Origin of the sequence: Bacillus sp. FJAT-49736, from assembly GCF_018343615.1 — a bacterium.
Classification (GTDB): domain Bacteria; phylum Bacillota; class Bacilli; order Bacillales; family Bacillaceae_C; genus Margalitia.
This window is the reverse complement of sequence record NZ_JAGYPI010000002.1, coordinates 869,385-888,501: the sequence shown is the minus strand read 5'-3', so window position 1 is coordinate 888,501 and position 19,117 is coordinate 869,385. Positions and strand designations below refer to the sequence as shown.

18 protein-coding genes and 1 riboswitch are annotated in these 19,117 nt (G+C 38.8%); of the genes, 13 read left to right on the top strand and 5 right to left on the bottom strand.

Annotation, left to right across the window (positions count from 1 at the left end; all coding sequences use genetic code 11):
• Positions 1-37 precede the first annotated feature (37 nt).
• From KHA87_RS15775 to KHA87_RS15765, 3 genes are all read left to right on the top strand, one after another.
• Positions 38-1,324, top strand: coding sequence for a protoporphyrinogen/coproporphyrinogen oxidase (locus KHA87_RS15775; protein ID WP_213095094.1), 1,287 nt, complete (start codon positions 38-40; stop codon positions 1,322-1,324).
• 14 nt (positions 1,325-1,338) lie between these two features.
• Positions 1,339-2,208, top strand: a complete 870-nt coding sequence (locus KHA87_RS15770) for an RNA polymerase sigma-70 factor (RefSeq protein WP_213095093.1) — start codon at positions 1,339-1,341, stop codon at positions 2,206-2,208.
• 97 nt (positions 2,209-2,305) lie between these two features.
• Positions 2,306-2,617 (top strand): iron-sulfur cluster assembly accessory protein, encoded by a 312-nt coding sequence (locus tag KHA87_RS15765; protein ID WP_213095092.1) that lies wholly within the window; start codon positions 2,306-2,308, stop codon positions 2,615-2,617.
• 114 nt (positions 2,618-2,731) lie between these two features.
• Here the strand turns inward: KHA87_RS15765 and KHA87_RS15760 are convergent, their stop codons facing one another.
• Positions 2,732-3,220: a PCYCGC motif-containing (lipo)protein gene (locus KHA87_RS15760; protein WP_213095091.1), complete on the bottom strand. Its 489-nt coding sequence runs from the start codon at positions 3,218-3,220 to the stop codon at positions 2,732-2,734.
• 264 nt (positions 3,221-3,484) lie between these two features.
• Between KHA87_RS15760 and KHA87_RS15755 the strand changes: the two genes are divergently transcribed.
• Positions 3,485-4,804 (top strand): alanine/glycine:cation symporter family protein, encoded by a 1,320-nt coding sequence (locus KHA87_RS15755; protein WP_213095205.1) that lies wholly within the window; start codon positions 3,485-3,487, stop codon positions 4,802-4,804.
• Between the two features lie 316 nt (positions 4,805-5,120).
• Positions 5,121-5,978: an SAM hydrolase/SAM-dependent halogenase family protein gene (locus KHA87_RS15750; RefSeq protein WP_213095090.1), complete on the top strand. Its 858-nt coding sequence runs from the start codon at positions 5,121-5,123 to the stop codon at positions 5,976-5,978.
• A gap of 129 nt (positions 5,979-6,107) precedes the next feature.
• Here the strand turns inward: KHA87_RS15750 and KHA87_RS15745 are convergent, their stop codons facing one another.
• A complete protein-coding gene (locus tag KHA87_RS15745; protein WP_213095089.1) occupies positions 6,108-6,899 on the bottom strand; it encodes a hypothetical protein in 792 nt (263 codons plus the stop codon).
• 21 nt (positions 6,900-6,920) lie between these two features.
• Positions 6,921-7,006: riboswitch (cyclic di-GMP riboswitch) on the bottom strand.
• 205 nt (positions 7,007-7,211) lie between these two features.
• Between KHA87_RS15745 and KHA87_RS15740 the strand changes: the two genes are divergently transcribed.
• From KHA87_RS15740 to KHA87_RS15715, 6 genes are all read left to right on the top strand, one after another.
• Complete coding sequence (locus KHA87_RS15740) at positions 7,212-8,678, top strand: helix-turn-helix domain-containing protein (protein ID WP_213095088.1); 1,467 nt, start codon at positions 7,212-7,214, stop codon at positions 8,676-8,678.
• Positions 8,679-8,865: 187 nt separating this feature from the next.
• Positions 8,866-10,533 (top strand): urocanate hydratase, encoded by a 1,668-nt coding sequence (gene hutU, locus KHA87_RS15735; protein ID WP_213095087.1) that lies wholly within the window; start codon positions 8,866-8,868, stop codon positions 10,531-10,533.
• A 20-nt stretch (positions 10,534-10,553) separates the two neighbouring features.
• Entirely contained in the window at positions 10,554-11,831 is a 1,278-nt protein-coding gene (gene hutI / locus KHA87_RS15730; RefSeq protein ID WP_213095086.1) for an imidazolonepropionase, read from the top strand.
• Positions 11,825-12,826 (top strand): agmatinase family protein, encoded by a 1,002-nt coding sequence (locus KHA87_RS15725; protein ID WP_213095085.1) that lies wholly within the window; start codon positions 11,825-11,827, stop codon positions 12,824-12,826. Before hutI ends, KHA87_RS15725 begins: the two co-directional genes overlap by 7 nt.
• 325 nt (positions 12,827-13,151) lie before the next feature.
• Complete coding sequence (locus KHA87_RS15720) at positions 13,152-13,676, top strand: RNA polymerase sigma factor (protein ID WP_213095084.1); 525 nt, start codon at positions 13,152-13,154, stop codon at positions 13,674-13,676.
• Positions 13,663-14,616 carry a hypothetical protein gene (locus tag KHA87_RS15715; protein ID WP_213095083.1) on the top strand — a complete coding sequence of 318 codons (954 nt, stop codon included), beginning with the start codon at positions 13,663-13,665 and terminating at the stop codon, positions 14,614-14,616. Before KHA87_RS15720 ends, KHA87_RS15715 begins: the two co-directional genes overlap by 14 nt.
• 859 nt (positions 14,617-15,475) lie before the next feature.
• On the opposite strand, the gene KHA87_RS15710 is transcribed toward KHA87_RS15715, so the two are convergent.
• The 3 genes from KHA87_RS15710 to KHA87_RS15700 form a co-directional block, all read right to left on the bottom strand.
• Entirely contained in the window at positions 15,476-15,922 is a 447-nt protein-coding gene (locus KHA87_RS15710; RefSeq protein WP_249310419.1) for a C40 family peptidase, read from the bottom strand.
• Positions 15,923-16,096: 174 nt separating this feature from the next.
• Positions 16,097-16,645: an NADPH-dependent FMN reductase gene (locus KHA87_RS15705; protein WP_213095082.1), complete on the bottom strand. Its 549-nt coding sequence runs from the start codon at positions 16,643-16,645 to the stop codon at positions 16,097-16,099.
• A gap of 77 nt (positions 16,646-16,722) precedes the next feature.
• A complete protein-coding gene (locus tag KHA87_RS15700) occupies positions 16,723-17,583 on the bottom strand; it encodes a pirin family protein (RefSeq protein WP_213095081.1) in 861 nt (286 codons plus the stop codon).
• 210 nt (positions 17,584-17,793) lie between these two features.
• Between KHA87_RS15700 and KHA87_RS15695 the strand changes: the two genes are divergently transcribed.
• Positions 17,794-18,423 (top strand): TetR/AcrR family transcriptional regulator, encoded by a 630-nt coding sequence (locus tag KHA87_RS15695; protein WP_213095080.1) that lies wholly within the window; start codon positions 17,794-17,796, stop codon positions 18,421-18,423.
• 3 nt (positions 18,424-18,426) lie between these two features.
• On the top strand, positions 18,427-19,116 hold the full coding sequence (locus tag KHA87_RS15690; protein WP_213095079.1) for an MBL fold metallo-hydrolase: 690 nt from the start codon (positions 18,427-18,429) through the stop codon (positions 19,114-19,116).
• Position 19,117 lies beyond the last annotated feature (1 nt).

Sequence of the window (19,117 nt, the reverse complement as noted above, 5' to 3'; positions counted from 1 at the left end):
TCCTTGAATCGTCTTGAGGATAAAAGGAGGAATTCAAATGGAAAATGTAGATGTTATTGTCATAGGCTCAGGGTTATCAGGGTTAACAGCGGCAAATATCTTAGCAAAGGAAGGAAAAAATGTAGTCGTTATAGAGAAATCGAATAGATTGGGAGGGCGATCTATTACAAATTCATCACAAGGATTCCTATTCAACATTGGCGCTCACGCTTTGTATACCTCTGGTGAAGCTTTTGAGGTATTGGAGGAACTAAATTTAACTATCAATGGAGGAGATGCTAATACTCCGGCTCATGGGATATGGGAAAATAAAGTGTATCCAATTCCAACGGGATTCGGATCGCTGTTAGCTACTCCATTATTATCGTTTAAAGAAAAGATTCAATTTGCAAAACTAATGATGAAGCTAATGAACATGAAAATGGATCAAATTCCAGTAATGAGCTTAGAGGAATGGGTAGAGAAGGAAATAAAGGAACCTTTAATTAAAAAACTTTTCTATGCACTGTCTAGAACAACTACCTATACAATTGCTCCAAGTTTGCAAATGGCACGTCCAGTTATCCGGCAATTACAAAGGGCAATGAAGAAAAATAGTGTCCTGTATGTGGATGGCGGATGGGAGAGTATCGTTTCGGAACTGAGGAGAAATGCTTCTAGCCTTAAGGTGAAATTTTACTGTCAAAGTAAAGCGGTGAAAATGGAACAACATGGCCATCTTCATAAGGTTTATTGCGCAAATAATGATTGGTTTACGGCTGAACATGTCATTCTAGCCATTCCGCCTTCGGATGCTTTTCATTTAATCCAAGATGCAGAAAGTACGTCGTTATACCAATGGAAGAAGCAATCGATTCCGGTTACAGCAACTTGTCTTGACCTCGGTCTAAAAAAATTGCCGGTACAGGAGCACCAGTTTGTCTTAGGATTAGATCAACCTGTCTTTTTTACGAATGAATCGAGAGCAGGAAATGTAACGACTAGTACCGGAGTAGTGGTTCATTTAATAAAATATCATAATCCAGAGGAGCAACAATACGACCCCAAAGTGAATAAAAATGAATTAGAAAAAACAATGGACCTTGTCCAACCTGGCTGGAGAAAAGAACTTATCGCCGAGCAATTCCTGCCTAAAATAACGGTAGTCCATGATTTTCCACACATAAATAGAAAGATTATACCAGAACCGGAGATCCCTGAAATCAAAGGAGTTTATGTAGCAGGAGATTGGGCGGGGAATGAGGAAGTATTATCTGATGCAGCTATAGCAAGTGGAAAACGTGCGGCAACACATATATTGGCAAAAAATAAATTGCTAATTTAAAAAGGAGGGTTAATTTGCAAACTGAAATACTGTACCAAACGTATAAACCATTGCTTTTCTCACTAGCCTATCGAATGCTTGGCAGTGTGATGGATGCGGAGGATATTGTGCAGGAAGTGTTTCTGCTGCTAGAAAAATCAGAAGACCTTTCGAGCATTCAAAATATCAAAGCCTATTTATGCAAAATAGTAACCAACCGTAGTATCGATAAACTTCGTTCTTCCGCTAAAAAGCGGGAATTGTACGTTGGAACATGGCTTCCAGAACCTTTTGTAGAGGACTTTGCTAAAGATCCTTCAAGCTATTACGATACAAAGGAATCTATTTCAACAGCTTATCTATTATTATTGCAACAATTATCAGAAGTGGAACGTGCTGTTTTTCTTTTACGTGAAGTATTTCAATTTAATTATAATGAAATAGCCTCCATTGTAGGGAAAACTAGTGCCAATTGCAGGCAAATTTTTCATCGGGCCAATAAAAGTATAATGATTAAAAACCATTCTACCTTACAAGATAATATAGATCTGAGTCGGTTTGTAGAGAAATTTGCCGATGCAGTACAAAATGGAAATATTACAGAAATCCTTTCTATGTTAAAAGAAGATGCTGTCTACTATTCCGACGGCGGTGGAAAAGTTAACGCTGCATTAAGGCCAATTTATAGTGCAGACAAAATTGCTCGTTTCTTATTAGGAATAATGAAAAAGATTCCGGAAAATTCCACGGTATGTTTCAAAATCGTAAATGGAAGTCCAGGAATTATTTTATTAATCGATGATATGGTTCAATATGTACTTTCATTTGCAATAAAGGAAGGAATTATTGAAGAGGTATATATGGTGGCTAATCCGGATAAACTCATTCATTTAAAACATCTATAAAAATGAAAAATCAGTGAAGGACTCGTTCATTATGTTTACGTTTTTTATTGTGATAAAATGATTAAAACATTATATGAATGAATTGAGGTCCTTATCGATGCAAGTAAAAATAAACAGAAACGCAGCTAAAATTATGAACAAGATGTTAAATGATGAAGAGTCAGAAGGAAAGATGCTACGGGTCATTATTACGGAAATTCATGGAGATCACGCCCATTATGCCCTCCAATTTGATAATCCGACTGAATACGATGAAATAGTTCATACAGATAAAGGCATCGATATTCTCTTAGACAAGCGGGATGCAGAATACCTCGACGGCGTTTGGATTCAATTCTTCTTCGTACCCGAAGAGGAATTTGTCATTACCAATCCGAAAAAAGGCCACACAACACACCACCACCATTAAAATGGTGGTTTTGTTTTTGGGGTGTATTTATGGTGCCAGGGATCACTCGTGGACTATAAGCTGGTTGTCTACTGTGGTTAGACAATTTCTGCCTAGCACCATATTAAACAAGAATTAGATTTTCGGTGTTGGGGTTGGGGTTGCATAGCCTTCTTTGTATTTTTGGTCAATGTCGTTTCTGATTTCTTTAATGGACTTACCATTATGGTAGTCTGTGATAGACTGAGCTGCAATTTCCAAGCACACGTCACAATTAACTCCATGGGAATCCCATACAACCTCGCCATTTTTCTTGTTTTCATGGACAAAGCAATCATAATTATTTTTATGTCCGACACTATCTCCACAACCGCAGAAGCACGGTATTTTTTCAAGCAATTCTCTACTGGAAGCTGACGCTTGATAAATACTCTTAATAGTGTCATCTTCTCCGCTTAAAAATTTAGGCAGTTCATTCACCGAAGCAGTCTTTTCCACCATATCTCCCATTGATCCATGATTGTTATCTTTTACTACGTTAATACTATTTTCTGTACTTGAACATCCGGCAGCAAGAATTAATACGAATACTATTAGAATGCTCAACAAATACCTTTTTACCATTATTATCACCTGTCCTTATTTTAGTTTCCTAACCTGAAGCTAAATAATAGTATAGTAGCAATCAATGACCTTGTTAAAAATGACATATTAAATTCAAAAGAATTTTACAAATAATAGAACTTTTAGGAGATATATAAAGGACTTTAAACAATGGATGTTGAATATATTAAAAAGATTCATAAAATTACATAAAATAGAGGTGGTTTAGTGAAGGCGTTAGAGGATTTTATAAGTAAAGCAAGTGATATTGTATGGGGACCTGCAATGTTGATTCTTCTTGTTGGAACTGGTATTTTTCTGTCATTCCGTCTCGGTTTCATGCAATTTTCTAATTTACCATATGCATTAAAACTTGCTTTTACGCGCAGCCAAGATAAGAAATCAACCGGAGATATTTCTCATTTTCAATCACTAATGACAGCGCTTGCAGCTACAATTGGAACGGGGAATATTGCGGGTGTATCGACGGCAGTTATAGCCGGAGGACCTGGTGCGGTCTTTTGGATGTGGGTAACTGCAATTTTTGGTATGGCCACGAAATATGGGGAAGCCATATTATCTGTTAAATATCGTGTGAAAAATAGCAAGGGTGAAATGTCCGGCGGTCCAATGTATTACATTGAAAGAGGAATCGGCTGGAAGTGGCTTGCGGTACTCTTTGCCGTTTTTGGTGCAATAGCATCCTTTGGGATTGGCAATATGGTTCAGTCTAATTCAGTCGCAGAAGCATTAAATGGCAGCTTCGGAATAAATCCTTGGATCACAGGTATTGTGCTGGCAATTTTTACAGGGCTCGTTATATTAGGTGGTATAAAGAGCATCGGCCGAGTAGCAGGAATTGTTGTTCCATTTATGGCAGTTTTTTATGTACTTGGCGGATTAATCATTATCCTCATGAACATTCCGGAAATTCCACACGCCTTTGGACTAATTTTTGGAGAGGCGTTTACAGCGGAATCCGTTGGTGGGGGTGTCCTTGGAACTGCCGTTCGTTATGGTGTAGCAAGAGGGGTGTTCTCTAATGAGGCCGGACTTGGTTCAGCACCAATTGCTGCAGCTGCTGCAAAAACGGATTATCCTGGCCGTCAGGCTCTTGTTTCGATGACAGGTACATTTCTTGACACCATTGTTGTTTGTACCATTACAGGATTAACGCTTGTTATGAGCGGCAAATGGGTTGGGGCAAACACGGATCAAAGCTCGTCATTGACAGTATCTGCATTTGAAGGGTTTTTCCCGCATGTAGGGGGATATATTGTAACCTTTGGTCTGATTTTCTTTGCTTATTCAACTGTCATTGGTTGGTCCTATTATGGTGAAAAATGTGTAAGTTATTTACTTGGAGACCGTTCTGTTTTTGTTTATAGGGTTATTTTTACAATAGCTGTGCTTATTGGGTCTGTCTCTAGCCTTAAAATTGTCTGGGGCATTTCAGATGTGTTTAATGCATTGATGGCAATACCAAACTTAATCGCACTTCTTATGCTCTCAAAGGTCATCGTATCAGAAACAAGAATTTTCAAGGACGTACGAAGGCAGGAGAAACAAAAAAGAGCTCCGAAAAATGTTATTCTTGATTCATAAGTCTGAATAAGTATAAGGTAGAATCGGCTATTTACTATTTCAATATCAAGTTTTGAACATTCCAATTTTTGTTCAGTATAACAACGTAAGACTTATAGAAGAATAGGGTAAAACCATGATATATTTTTAGGTTCCACGAGATTGGTACTCGTTATCGAAATCCTCAGTATAAAGGTCTCTTATACTTGATGGTGCAGTAGGTGTGAGTATACAGTGAAGTAATGTAGTACCACGTTGATTCCAACCATGTCCTTGTCATTAATTGATTAGGGCGTGGTTTTTTATTTATCTTATACGTAAAATGGAGGAAAAGAAGATGGGAAAAAGCTTAGTTTTTCAAACAGACTTCGGTACTAGTGACGGTGCTGTAAGTGCCATGAAGGGTGTGGCAATTTCTGTGGATTCCAAGCTAAATCTGTTTGACTTAACACATGATATCCCTCCATACAATATATGGGAAGGTTCCTATCGTCTTTATCAAACAATTTCCTATTGGCCGGAGGGAACAGTATTTGTATCTGTGGTAGACCCTGGGGTTGGATCTGATCGAAAAAGTATTGTTGTCAAAACATACGATAACCGATTTATTGTGACGCCGGATAATGGAACGATTACTCATATAAAACAGAACATTGGAATAAGAGAGGCGCGGGAAATTGATGAAACAGTAAATCGTTTGCCAAACTCAAGTAATTCCTATACCTTTTATGGCCGTGATGTATATGCTTACACAGGTGCACGATTAGCGGCTGGGGTTATAAGTTTTAAAGAGGTCGGCCCTGCTTTAAATGTGGAGGAGCTTATAATATTACCTGTATTGGAACCGGTATTAACGGAAGAAGTTCTAAGCGGTTCCATCGATATTCTTGACATTCGATTTGGAAACCTTTGGACAAATGTCGATAGGCAACTTTTCGAAGATGCAGGAATTGCCTATGGTGAATCAGTAGAAGTCTCCATCTCAAATAACGAACGTCTCGTATATAAGAACATTATGATTTTCGGACGTTGTTTCTCAGATACTCATATAGGGGAACCGATCTTATATGTAAATTCCTTAGACAAAATAGGTGTTGCCATAAATCAAGGCTCGTTTGCAAAGGCTTATCATATTTCCACCGGTGTCAATTGGAAAATTATGATTCACAAAGTGCATAAAGGCTCATTTTATTGAGATAAAATGAGCTTAAAAGAGAATGATTGCTTTGATGGAGCTGAAAAGAATGAATAAATCTAATTTAATAGCCAAGGAAGGCAAGTAAAAAAAGCCAGCAAAAAGCTGACCTTTTCCACGTCATGTCTATTATTGAGCAGACTCTCCTGATGGATCTGTTGGAGAAGCTGGATCCGTTGGTGCTGTCGGAACATCCGGATTAGATGGCTGTGTAGGATCTACAGTAGTTGTTCCTTTATCACTGCCAGATGCATCGCCCGTTTTATTGGATGCAGCTTGATCTGTTAATGACTTTAATCGCTTGATTTCATCGGCTGCCAATTGTTGAAGTTCCTTAATTTTTGCCTGAAGTGTATCTATTTCTTGAGTAGAAATATTTTTCTTTTTCTTATAGTTTGCTAGCAATTTATCTATTGCCTTCAATTTATTTATTTCCGATTTTAGTTTTCCGGAGTAGCTTCTATATTTATTGGAAGCAGAATTTTTACTTAATACTTTTTCGGTATCAGTATCACCGGATACTCCAAAGAATGAATTGATTGATTTCGTTATCTTATTAATGCTTGTTTCTGACGAATTAATTCGTTTTTCGATAGATTTTCCAATTTTAGATTTAACCATCTTTTTAGCTTTTGCAGCTTTCTTTTTGGAAGATTCGCCTTTTGAATGTTTTTCTTTTGATTGCTTACCCTTACCCTTTTCCTGCTTATCTTTCCCTTGATTGTCTTTTCCGCGCTTATCTTTTTCTTGCTTATCTTTTTCCTGATTACCCTTTTGTGAGTCATTTTGATTTTCGTTTTGATGCTTTTCACTATTGCCTGCCACTGGTTTTTCTTTTGCACTAGCTAAAGTAGTAGAGCCAAGCATAAGTGCAATCGCAAATGTTCCTGTTGCTACTTTTGAAATCCATTTTGTGTTCAATTCTGATATCCTCCTTTTGTTAAGGGCAGCTGGCTGGCGTGGGGATACACCCTTTAGCCCCGATAGCTTTGTGACACTAGGTTTCCCTAGTTGTACCTTTGGATTAATTTTATATCTATTTATTTTAATAGAATAGGGGCAATTTTCATATAAATAGTGTTATTTAATAAATCAGTTCTAAAGTCCTGATAGATTTCTATTACTCTTCCAAATATTCATTAAAAGAATACTAGTCCTATCTAGCAATTCTTTACCTTGCATCTTGTCTTTGCGATAATCATGTTAAAAGCGGAATGAAAGAAGGTGAACCAGATGATCAAAATCTTAATTGCGGATCGTGATGAATTTGAAGCAAAAGGTATTCAATGGCTTATTACATCTTCGATTTCCAATGCTGATGTTTTGGTAGCAGTCCATTTGGATGATACTCTGCTGATGTTGGAGAAGGAGCAACCGGATATTTTTATATATGATATGAATATTGGCAACATGGAATCCATTGAAAGGTTATTGAATATTATGGAGCCTAATTTAGTTTGTTTAACAATGGAGGCAACCTATGAATCAGCGAAAAAGGCTATTGATCTAGGAGCAAAAAGCTTATTAATTAAACCTTTTTCTCCACAAGAGCTTTTAAAACAAATAAATTCGATTATCCGTAAGCACCTTCGAAAACAACAAAATACTCTCTTTCCTTCCAATCTCGATGCTAGACAAGAGGTAGTATATGAAGAGTTATTTATGGAGGAAAGCAAGAACGCAAATCCCTATGTATTTATCGCCTTTCAACCAGAGAAAGCCTCCTATCTGCCGGAATTAAACCGGTTTATAAAGGAATATATGTTTCCAGCTCCTCCTATTATTTTTCCGCTGAGTGATATGTTTATTTGTTTATTCAAAAAGACACGGGACGCGGATTGGGAGGAAACGGGCAAACGTTTTTTACATGATTGGGAGCTTGAGGAGAAGGAGCCAATATGCATCATTATAAATGATGAAAAGGATAATCAGCTTACGATTCATGATAAATATATTCGAACTAGAAGGATGGCGGAGGTTACCTTTTTTGTAGGGTATCAGCAGGTATTGCATTTTGTGAAACCATTAGAATGGGATTTCATTGATCCATTTCTAACTCCTGACGAGCAAAGACAGTGGATTAGCTTTTTAAATGAAGGGGATAAAGAGGGAATTTCCGAATTTTTAACAAGAGAATTTTTGAACTTTTCCAATCCTTATCCGGATCCAGGATTACTAAGAATTCGCTTAACTAGTATTCTTGCACAAATCCGAAGGTATATGAAATCGGCCAATATAGACCTGAACAAATTTGAACTAGAATACCTGGGAATCTTTGATACGATTCTATATGACCCTTTAATCTATCGAATCGTACAAAAACTGCTTATTTTTACATCTGAGTTGGTAGATTCGGTATTTGATAGTACTAGAAATCAGCATATGGAGCTAATGGATAAATGTATCCATTATATGGAGCTTAATTACTGGAAAGCTCATCTTGATTTACGGAATGTGGCAGATTTTGTGGGAAGGAATCCAACCTATATCAGCTATTTGTTTGTCAAAAAAACAGGTAAGACATTCCGAGAACGACTTACACTATTGCGTATGAGGGAAGCTAAAAAATTATTAGAGGAAACAGAACTTGCTATAAAAGAAATTTCCATACTTACAGGCTTTCATAATCAGCATTATTTTTCTCGAGTGTTTAAAAAAATGGTTGGAAAAACACCGAAGCAATATCGACAAAGATATTGAATTAGTATAAAAATATATAATAAATATAAAAAATACATGGTTTTATTATAAAAAGATTGGCGAAATAACAAATCAGTATAAAAAGTCAAACATTATTTTATAACTTTCCTGAATATTTCCTTTATATAATAAAAGAAATAAGCACTCAATTGAAATCATGAGTGTAATTTCACCAGGAGGGAATAAAATGAAAACGGATACAAATCGTGAAATTGTGAACTACACTGGCACTGAACTACACGCAAAAGGCTGGATTCAAGAAGCAGCATTACGTATGTTGATGAACAATTTAAATAAGGATGTAGCGGAACGTCCAGAGGATTTAGTTGTTTATGGAGGTATCGGGAAGGCTGCCCGCAATTGGGATTGCTATGATGCTATTGTGAAAACCTTGCATGAGCTGGAATCCGATGAAACCTTACTAGTTCAATCAGGTAAGCCTGTAGCCGTCTTCAAAACACACACGGATGCACCGCGGGTATTAATTGCCAACTCTAACCTTGTACCGGCATGGGCAAATTGGGACACATTCCATGAGCTTGATAAAAAAGGGTTAATGATGTACGGACAGATGACGGCAGGAAGTTGGATTTACATTGGCAGCCAAGGGATTGTCCAAGGAACATATGAAACATTTGCAGAAGCGGGAAGACAGCATTTCGGCGGATCCTTAAAGCAAACCATTACAGTTACAGCAGGTCTTGGTGGTATGGGTGGAGCACAGCCGCTTGCAGTAACGATGGCAGAGGGTGTATGTATTGCCATAGAGGTGGATGAAACAAGAATTGACCGCCGAATTGAAACAAGATATTTAGATACAAAGACTAGCTCCTTAGAAGAGGCTATTCGTCTTGCAAAAGAAGCGAAAGCAGCAGGCAAAGCATTGTCTATTGGATTATTGGGCAATGCAGCGGAAATTTTACCGAAAATGATTGAAATTGGCTTCATTCCCGATGTATTAACCGATCAAACATCTGCACATGATCCATTGAATGGCTATGTTCCAGTAGGCTACACCCTTGAAGCGGCTGACGTCTTGCGTGCAGAAAATCCCACAGAATATGTGAAGAAGTCTAAAGCTAGCATGGCAGAGCATGTGAAGGCGATGTTAGTAATGCAGGAGAAAGGCGCCGTTACGTTTGATTACGGAAACAATATTCGACAGGTTGCAAAGGATGAGGGTGTAGAGAATGCCTTTAATTTCCCTGGGTTCGTTCCTGCTTATATTCGTCCGCAATTCTGTGAAGGAAAAGGTCCTTTCCGTTGGGTAGCTTTATCTGGAGATCCTGAGGATATTTATAAAACAGATGAAGTGATTCTTCGTGAATTCAGCTACAACACTCATTTGTGCAACTGGATTAAAATGGCACGTGAAAAAATTCAATTTCAAGGGCTTCCGGCACGTATTTGCTGGTTGGGCTATGGAGAACGTGCCCGATTCGGAAAAATTATCAATGATATGGTGGCAAGCGGCGAGTTAAAAGCACCAATCGTAATCGGTCGTGACCATTTAGATTCCGGTTCTGTTGCATCACCGAACCGTGAAACAGAAGGAATGAAGGATGGCAGTGATGCAGTGGCAGATTGGCCAATTTTGAACGCGATGATTAATGCGGTTGGCGGCGCAAGCTGGGTATCCGTTCATCATGGCGGCGGAGTTGGTATGGGTTATTCGCTTCATGCAGGAATGGTTATCGTGGCAGATGGTACAAAGGAAGCGGAAAAACGTCTTGAGCGTGTGTTAACAACGGATCCTGGAATGGGCGTTGTTCGACACGTGGATGCTGGCTATGATTTAGCAATTAAAACAGCGGAAGAAAAAGGAATTCATATTCCGATGCTACGTTCGAAATAATTTTTTGCGGAGGTGCCACTATGTCAGAAAAACCAATTTTTATTCAACATGCGAATGAATTAATTACGGTAAAAGGCGGATCGGAAAAGCCTTTAACAAGGGAAGCAATGAATGAGCTTCATATACTTCATGACGGAGCTATTTGGTTAGAGGACGGTAAGATTCAGGCTGTTGGGACGACGGAAGAATTGATGGAGAAGTATTCAAGCCGTGTCTTGGATGCGAAGGTAATCGATGCAAGCGGAAAAATTGTGATGCCAGGTCTTGTGGACCCCCACACACATCTTGTATATGCGGGAAGCCGTGAAAACGAGTTTAACATGAGGCTGAATGGTGCAACATATATGGAAATCATGAATAATGGTGGTGGTATTCATGCCACTACATCGAGGACTCGTTCCGCTTCACCAGAGGAGCTATTTTCTGAAAGCATAAAGCGCTTGGATTCCTTTTTGAAGCATGGTGTCACAACTGTGGAAGCCAAGAGCGGTTATGGCTTAGACTGGGAGACTGAAAAAAAACAGCTGGAAGTGGCTAAATGTTTAGATGATGCACATGTAATAGATGTTGTCCGAACTTTTATGGGAGCTCATGCAGTTCCTGGAGAATATAAAGAAAATCCGGATGAGTTTGTGAGAATAGTCATAGAAGAAATGATTCCTGCGGTAGCTGAGGGAAAATTAGCTGAATTCAATGATGTTTTTTGTGAAAGAGGCGTGTTTACTCCGGAACAAAGCCGTTTGATTCTGGAAGCTGGTAAAAACCACGGACTTATTCCAAAAATTCATGCGGATGAAATAGAGCCATATGAGGGAGCGGAATTAGCTGCTGAGGTTGGCGCGATTTCTGCAGATCACTTATTAAGGGCATCTGACAGAGGAATTAAAAGGATGGCGGAAGAAGGAGTTATTGGAGTTTTACTTCCTGGTACAGCTTTCTTTTTAATGGCCGATTCTGCACGTGGCCGAAGAATGATTGATGAAGGTGTTCCAGTTGCATTATCAACCGATTGTAATCCTGGTTCATCTCCAACTACGTCATTGCCATTCATTATGAATCTCGCGTGCATGAAAATGGGAATGACACCAGCAGAGGCTATTACGGCAACAACAATTAATGCTGCACATGCTATCAACCGTGCAAATGAAATCGGCAGCTTAGAGGTTGGCAAGAAGGCGGATGTTGTCATTATGAACGTACCGAATTATATGCAGCTGCAATATCATTATGGAATGAATCATACAGACACCGTTATTAAGTCTGGAAAAATTGTCGTAGAGAGTGGTCGGCTATGTTAAATAAAATTAGCAATTTACCGATTGAGACCCCAGCTTTTTCTTGGAAAAAAACGGATTGGGGACAGGATTTAAAGGTCAATGAATGGATTCAATCTATTCACCATTTGAACGAAGTAGCTGGGAATAAGCAATGGGACGTAGTGATGATGGGAGTACCCATCTCCCGTTCATCTATAAGTGCATCGGGAGCATCGGAATTTCCGGAGAGTTTTAGACGTGCTTGGAAGGGGTTTAATACGTACAATCTGGATGAGGAAGTGGATTTAAGGGATTTGTCCGTAGTCGATATCGGCGATGTGAAAATGCATTTTACAGATATTCTATTGAGCCATCAAAATATTAAAGATGCTTTTCATGGACTTACAAAGGAATTTTCAGGCTCCATTCCTGTCAGCATTGGCGGAGATCATTCCATTACGGCCATGCTCGTGAAAGGATGGAAGGAAACATTCCCGAATCAAGAAATCGGAATTCTACAGCTGGATACTCATTTTGATTTGCGTGATTTAAAGGATCATGGACCAACGAACGGGACACCGATTCGCAACTTGATTGAAAGCGGAACGATCAAAGGGGAAAATGTATTTAATATAGGACTACACGGCTTCTTTAATGCACCATCCTTAGTAGAATGTGCTAAGGAATACGGTGTGAACTACGTTACATTAAAGAAGGCGCGGCAAGTTGGGGTGAAGGAAACGGTTGAGCAAGCATTGCAAACATTAGCAGGAAAGGTAGACCGCATTTATCTCACTGTTGATATGGATGTGTTGGATATCGCCTATGCCCCTGGCGTTCCAGCCTCCACTCCAGGGGGAATGAGGACGGATGAGTTATTTGATGCAGTCTATTCTGCGGGACTGCATCCAAAAGTAGGTGCAATGGATATTGTTTGCTTGGATCCGATGAGGGACGGTGTTGTTCAGCCTACTGTTAAGGCAGGAACACATGTGTTCTTATCGTTTATGACAGGGTTGTATCAGCGGAAGAAATAATGTATTGAGGAGCGCTCTAGCACAGGGTGCTCTTTTTTGGGTAAGAGTATGGAACGTACCCGCAGAAGGGGAAAAAGAGGGTAGACAGACACAAAGGAAGGAAAACCACCATTTTGTCATAGATAGCGAAACAAGAGTCCACAAGCTCAACCTATGGCCATTACTCCATTACTGTTCGTCTGTGTTTAAATTGCCTATTAACGCTCTCTATTTTATAGGGGGCATCTTGATTTTCCGGCTTTTGAAAAAGTTATTATAAAAATGTAATTTCCATTGATAACGGCCGTCTAATTATAAATAGCATTTTTAGAGAGGAGGACCTTCAGTGGATAAGGAACGGATAATAGAAGATTTATTTCAAAAATACAATTCCTATATTTATCATTTCTTGGTATATTACACGCAAAGCACCGATGTGGAAGACCTGGTACAGGAGTGTTTTTTAAAAGCGTTAAAAGGTATTCAACATTTTGAAGGCAAGGCGGATCCGAAAACATGGCTAGTCTCCATTGCCCGCAGAGTTGCCATTGATCACCACCGCAGAAAAAAGAGGTTATTATACCTGCCGGAAAACATTTTACCACTCATCCCATCTAATCAACTCCATCTAGAAGAGTATTTAATCCAAAAAGAAGAAATTCAACAAATATACAAAGCAATAAACGAAATGAAAAGGAAGGACCGAGAAGTTCTGATATTAAGAGGAATTATGGATTTATCGGTATTGGAAACAGCTGAAGTATTAGGCTGGACGAAGAATAAAGTGAATGTAACATTACATCGGGCACTAAAAAAGCTCCAAATACAATCAAAGGAATGGAAGGAGGAACGGGATTATGGAATTCAATAAGGAGGAAGAGTACAAATTATCCCTTTTACGATCCATGCCAAAGCAGAAATTAGGGCCAGTCAAACAAAAAGAAATCCTCCATCAATTGCGTCTTGCTTCTAGAGAGAATACAAGAATTCTCGATTATAGCGGTCTTTTTAAAAAGCTAGCCATTGCTATTGCGATGTGTTTCATCGTGTTCATCCCTGTCTTATTATTCATGTCTCAAAATCCGACTAAACCAACTCATACAACGAAGCCACTCCAAACAGAACAATGGAAAGTAAGTCCTACATTTGATTTATTGGATCGCGATGGTTCCTTAGTGTATAAAAATCGAGTGCGAGGAATCAAAGGGAAAATCGGATTTCTAGATACTGAATTTATCGCAAAGGACCCACGGGCAGGTTCCAAAATGTTTTGGTATGTTTGGGGAGATTATGATAAATTGGCAAACAAAACTTTAAAGGCAACAGCTATACATGAGGGAACAGGTGAAAAATTTGTTGTAAACGAAACGGAGCTTCAAGGCCCTATCTATGGAGCAGATGCAAGTACATTGACAAGCTTTAAGCCATTTCCCAAAAAAGGATTATGGAAAATGAATATATCTATCGACGGAAAGCCATACGGTTCGATTGTAGTAAATGTAAAAGCACCTTATATAGCAACCAAAAACGCCGAGTTCTATTTAACGGAAGATGATGTAAAAGTAGGATTAAATTCGGATGTTATATTAGAGGTTAAAGGAGAGCGAAAAGAGTCAAAGATTATAGTAAAAGCTGCCTTAATAACAGATGAAAGTCATATTCTAAGCTTTCCATATTATCAAGATGCTTCATTTTATAACGTAACGGGAAATACAATTACTCATTTTACCGGTGATCTGATATTTGATACACCTGGCAAATGGAAAATTACTGTACTTGGTGAGAGTACCGTTGTAAATGTAAAAAAATGAGGTCCTATTTTGCCTAGCTCCCATGGATTTTTACAGTTGCTACCTTTTGTATTTTGATGAGAGTAGATAGAAAGGGATAAGTTCTCACCAAGGATTAGAAGTCGAGAATGGGTCACCAAAGAGAGGGATAGGTTCCCGTTAAAGGGTTTGAAGTGGAAAAAGGGTCACCAAAGAGAGGGATAGGTTCCCGTCAAAGGGTTTGAGGTGGGAAAAGGGTCACCAAAGAGAGGGATAGGTTCCCGTCGAAGGATTTGGAGTGGAAAAAGGGTCACCAAAGAGAGGGATAGGTTCCCGTCAAAGGGTTTGAGGTGGAAAAAGGGTCACCAAAGAGAGGGATAGGTTCCCGTTAAAGGGGTTGAAGAGGGAAAAGGGTCACCAAAGAGGGAGATAGGTTCCCGTTAAAGGGTTTGAAGTGGAAAAAGGGTCACCAAAGAGAGGGATAGGTTCCCGTCAAAGGGTTTGAGGTGGAAAAAGGGTCACCAAAGAGAGGGATAGGTTCCCGTCGAAGGATTTGGAGTGGAAAAAGGGTCACCAAAGAGAGGGATAAGTTCCCGTCAAAGGGTTTGAGGTGGAAAAAGGGTCACCAAAGAGAGGGACGATTCTCACCAAAGGATTAGAAGTCGAAAGTAGGTTACCGAAGAAAGGAATAGGTACGCCCCAAAAATAGTTCTGTGCAAAAAAACAGACATGAAAAAGAGTTGTACATGTGTCGAGCAAAATGGAAGCATGTTTTCATAACAAAGCACGAATAAGAAACCAAAGTAAAGTAAATCGATCTGTAAATTCAGCTCGCCTTACTTAACTCAGAAGAATATCAAACAAAAAAGCTTCGGTCTGCACCGAAGCTAAATTTATATTATTATATATGCTTTGCTCCAACATAACGAGGCTTCCAATAAGGATTGCTAAGAGTAGTAATAGATACTCCCTTAGAAGAAGAAGCATTAATAAATTTTCCGCTGCCGAGATAGATACCGACATGAGATGGTTTCGAAGCTTTATTTTGAGCGAAGAAAACTAAGTCTCCTGCTTTTAATGTTTTAGCACGTGTACCTTTAGAGAACATATCTCCAGCTGTTCTAGGCAATGCTACTCCAGCTTTGCCGTAAGAATATTTTACAAGACCAGAACAATCGAATCCTGCAGGACTAATGCCTCCGTAGCGGTAAGGAACACCAAGATTACTTTTGGCAACAGAAATCGCCTTTGTGTTGTAATACGCAGCTTCAGCGTTGTGACCTTTTGCTGTGAATCCAAAGATAAGCGCAGATGCAATTACTACAGTCGAGAAGATTTTTTTCACCATGTTGTTGTACCTCCTGATGTTTATTTGCTATATCCACTATACAAGTTTTTATATAACCGCGTCTTCACAGGGGGGTTACAGTTATATTACATAATGTGACAGAGTTTGACAGCAATTCAAAGTATTTGTGAATACGATAAAAAAGATCAAACCAAGTGGTTTGATCTCTTCAAATTAATATCGTTTTGTTTGCTTAATCCAATCGATGAAGTTTTCCACTACTTTATCTAAAAATTGAATAGTCGCTTCATCAACAAGCTTTCCAGTTTCATCTAACTTACTTTGGATTGCACCGATAAATACTTCGTTACCTGGTAATGTTAAGGCGGAAACACCAGGTGAGTTCATGATTTGACGAAGATGCATTTGAGCTCGAACAGTACCTAGTACTCCTCCTGAGCCGCCAGCAATCATTACAGGTTTATGAACCATTACTCTTTCCACGCGTGAGAACCAATCAATTGCATTTTTTAAAACGGCTGGAATAGAATGGTTGTACTCAGGTGTTACGATAAGGATACCATCACTTTCAAGAACTTTTCCTTTGATATCTTTTACAATGTCGGCAGGGTTAAGTTCATCATCCTGATTGTACATTGGAAGTTGCTCGATTGGTAATATTTCAATGTCCAGTTTCCCCTTATATCGTTCTTGCATATAGACTGCAAGCTTCTTATTATAAGATTCTTTACGGTTACTTCCAACTAATGCTACTATTTTCAAATTCAATTCCCTCCTAAGATGTTAGTTACAAATTGTAATCTGCTTATAATAGTATATCAACTATTGTAATAAATCAATTAAACTGCTGGCTGGCCAAACTTACCATCATGATAGTCGCGAAAAGCTTGTTGAATTTCTTCCATTGAATTCATGACGAATGGGCCGTACGCTACCACTTCTTCTTTGATAGGAACTCCGGAATATATAAGAACCTTTGAGCGTGTATTTGCCTTAATAATCAGTTCGCTGCTGCCAGTTCCATTTTCATTGCATGTTAGGGTAGCTGCATTTGTTTTCCGTAAAGCTGTTTTACTTTGGCCAAATTCTAGCTCACCTGAAAGCACATAGAGAAAGGCATTGTGATTCTCCGGTAATACATGAGTGTAAAATCCGCCGGCAGAGAAGCTTATTTCCGCCATTGTAATAGGAACTACACTTTCCATTGGTCCCTTCACACCTGCAATTTCACCTGAATACACCCGTATTCTTCCTTTGTCAAAGGAAACCACAGGGGCATCCTCCACATAAATATTTTGATAGGATGTTTTGGTTGTTTTTAATGATTTAGGTAAGTTCAACCATAATTGCAATGTATGTATAAGGTCATCATCAACTGCTTCTTCAGCATGTCTTGCAGCCCAGCCTGCATTCATATATTGAACATCACCGGCCTCCAAAATAGAATGCCCGCCATGATTATCAATATGCTCCAAACGTCCATCCACAACATACGTAATGGTTTGAAATCCACGATGCGGGTGATCAGAGAAGGTCCCACGCTTAAACCAGTCCTCCGCCATTAAAATAAATGGATCGAATTCCTTTTGCCTTTCCGGATGTAATACCCATCCTTGCTGTACATGGGGGTAGCCATTTTGATTATAAGTTACATTCCAATGATTTTTTATATCTCTTTGAAAAGGAGTAAGTTCTGTCATTGTGATTTCCTTCTTTCAGATAGAATCGCTTTTCTTTTATTATGATATACATGCTGGGCAAAAATGAAAAATAATATGATTCCCGTTCTATAATGATTTTTTGATAATAGGCAAAAATATTTTGACAATAAACTAACCATCGGTTATATTATAACCAACGGTTAGTAACCAATGGTTATAATATAAAATTCAAGTAGTTAGGAGAAGAGCATGAGTAAACAGGAACAACGAGCGGAAGAGACAAAGAAGAGTATCTTGCTTGCAGCAGGTAAATTGTTTGCGAAAAGGGGTTATGACCATGTGACAATGCGGGAAATTGCGAAAGAAGCTGGATGTTCCCATACCACCATCTATATTTATTTTAAGGATAAGGAAGCTTTGCTCCATAGACTTTCCATGCCTGTATTAGAGGATTTGAGGAATAAAATGGAATATATTTCAGCTGATTCATCCATAAGCTTTGAGCAGCAGTTGAAGGAAATTAGCAGGGAATTTATCTATTTTTGTCTCCTTAATCGGAGTATGTATACCATTTTTATTACAGCACAATCCTCCAGAGTGGATGTGGAAGAACCGAATTCAGAAATCAATAAGCTGCGGTTGGAGTTATTTAATATCATTAAGCAGGTAATTCGAAAATGCCTTTCCATTGACGAGGGTGAGCAGCTGTTAGCCTTTGCACGTATTTTCTTTTTTAACATCCAAGGAATAGTTGCAACTTATTCTTACCCCCATGAAACTCTTGATACTTTAATGGAAAGATTAATTCCTACTTTTGATGAAGCGGTTGCCATTCTGCTTTTAGGCTTTAAAGAGAAATTAAAACAAAAGGGGCTGTAAAAAGTGAAAATCGAACAAATTTCGGAGCATATTTGGAGCTTGAAAACGTGGATGTTCATTCCTATTCATGTCTGGCTAGTAACGGATGAACAAGGGGTTACATTGGTAGATGCAGGTATATCTCCGATGGCAAAAGGAATCCAAAAATATATCCAGGAGATTCAACGCGGGCCACTTCAAAATATTTTATTAACACACGGTCATTCCGATCATGTAGGTGCATTAAAATCAATTTTAAAAGAAAAAAATGTCCCTGTATACGCACATCAAATCGAAATTCCATATATGGAAGGGGAGTTTCCGTACCCTGGAAGGAAAAAACCATCACAGTTTGTGGCAAAGGGCATAGCAAGAACATTACCGACAGATGATCAGGGTAATCTCCAAAGGATTGCGGGATTACGTCCATATCATACGCCTGGTCACTCACCTGGTCATGTTGTATATTATCACGAGCAGGATCAAGTTTTACTAGCTGGAGATTTATTTACCTCCAAAAAGGGTCTACTGCAAAAACCAATGGCCATGTTTACACCAGATATGAAAGAAGCAGTAACAAGCGGCAAGATTATAGGGGACCTGCAGCCGAAGCGATTAGAAGTATGTCATGGAAATTCAGTAATTGAACCTGCCAATCAAATCGATGGCTATATTCGGAAAATGGAACGGGAACTCGGTGTAACTAATTTATAAA

Excerpts from the sequence above, each read along its gene's own strand:
- KHA87_RS15775 (WP_213095094.1), top strand. The coding sequence starts at position 38 with ATGGAAAATGTAGATGTTATTGTCATAGGCTCAGGGTTATCAGGGTTA.
- KHA87_RS15765 (WP_213095092.1), top strand. The coding sequence starts at position 2,306 with ATGCAAGTAAAAATAAACAGAAACGCAGCTAAAATTATGAACAAGATG.
- KHA87_RS15760 (WP_213095091.1), bottom strand. The coding sequence starts at position 3,220 with ATGGTAAAAAGGTATTTGTTGAGCATTCTAATAGTATTCGTATTAATT.
- KHA87_RS15755 (WP_213095205.1), top strand. The coding sequence starts at position 3,485 with ATGTTGATTCTTCTTGTTGGAACTGGTATTTTTCTGTCATTCCGTCTC.
- KHA87_RS15750 (WP_213095090.1), top strand. The coding sequence starts at position 5,121 with ATGGGAAAAAGCTTAGTTTTTCAAACAGACTTCGGTACTAGTGACGGT.
- KHA87_RS15740 (WP_213095088.1), top strand. The coding sequence starts at position 7,212 with ATGATCAAAATCTTAATTGCGGATCGTGATGAATTTGAAGCAAAAGGT.
- hutU (WP_213095087.1), top strand. The coding sequence starts at position 8,866 with ATGAAAACGGATACAAATCGTGAAATTGTGAACTACACTGGCACTGAA.
- hutI (WP_213095086.1), top strand. The coding sequence starts at position 10,554 with ATGTCAGAAAAACCAATTTTTATTCAACATGCGAATGAATTAATTACG.
- KHA87_RS15725 (WP_213095085.1), top strand. The coding sequence starts at position 11,825 with ATGTTAAATAAAATTAGCAATTTACCGATTGAGACCCCAGCTTTTTCT.
- KHA87_RS15715 (WP_213095083.1), top strand. The coding sequence starts at position 13,663 with ATGGAATTCAATAAGGAGGAAGAGTACAAATTATCCCTTTTACGATCC.
- KHA87_RS15710 (WP_249310419.1), bottom strand. The coding sequence starts at position 15,922 with ATGGTGAAAAAAATCTTCTCGACTGTAGTAATTGCATCTGCGCTTATC.
- KHA87_RS15700 (WP_213095081.1), bottom strand. The coding sequence starts at position 17,583 with ATGACAGAACTTACTCCTTTTCAAAGAGATATAAAAAATCATTGGAAT.
- KHA87_RS15695 (WP_213095080.1), top strand. The coding sequence starts at position 17,794 with ATGAGTAAACAGGAACAACGAGCGGAAGAGACAAAGAAGAGTATCTTG.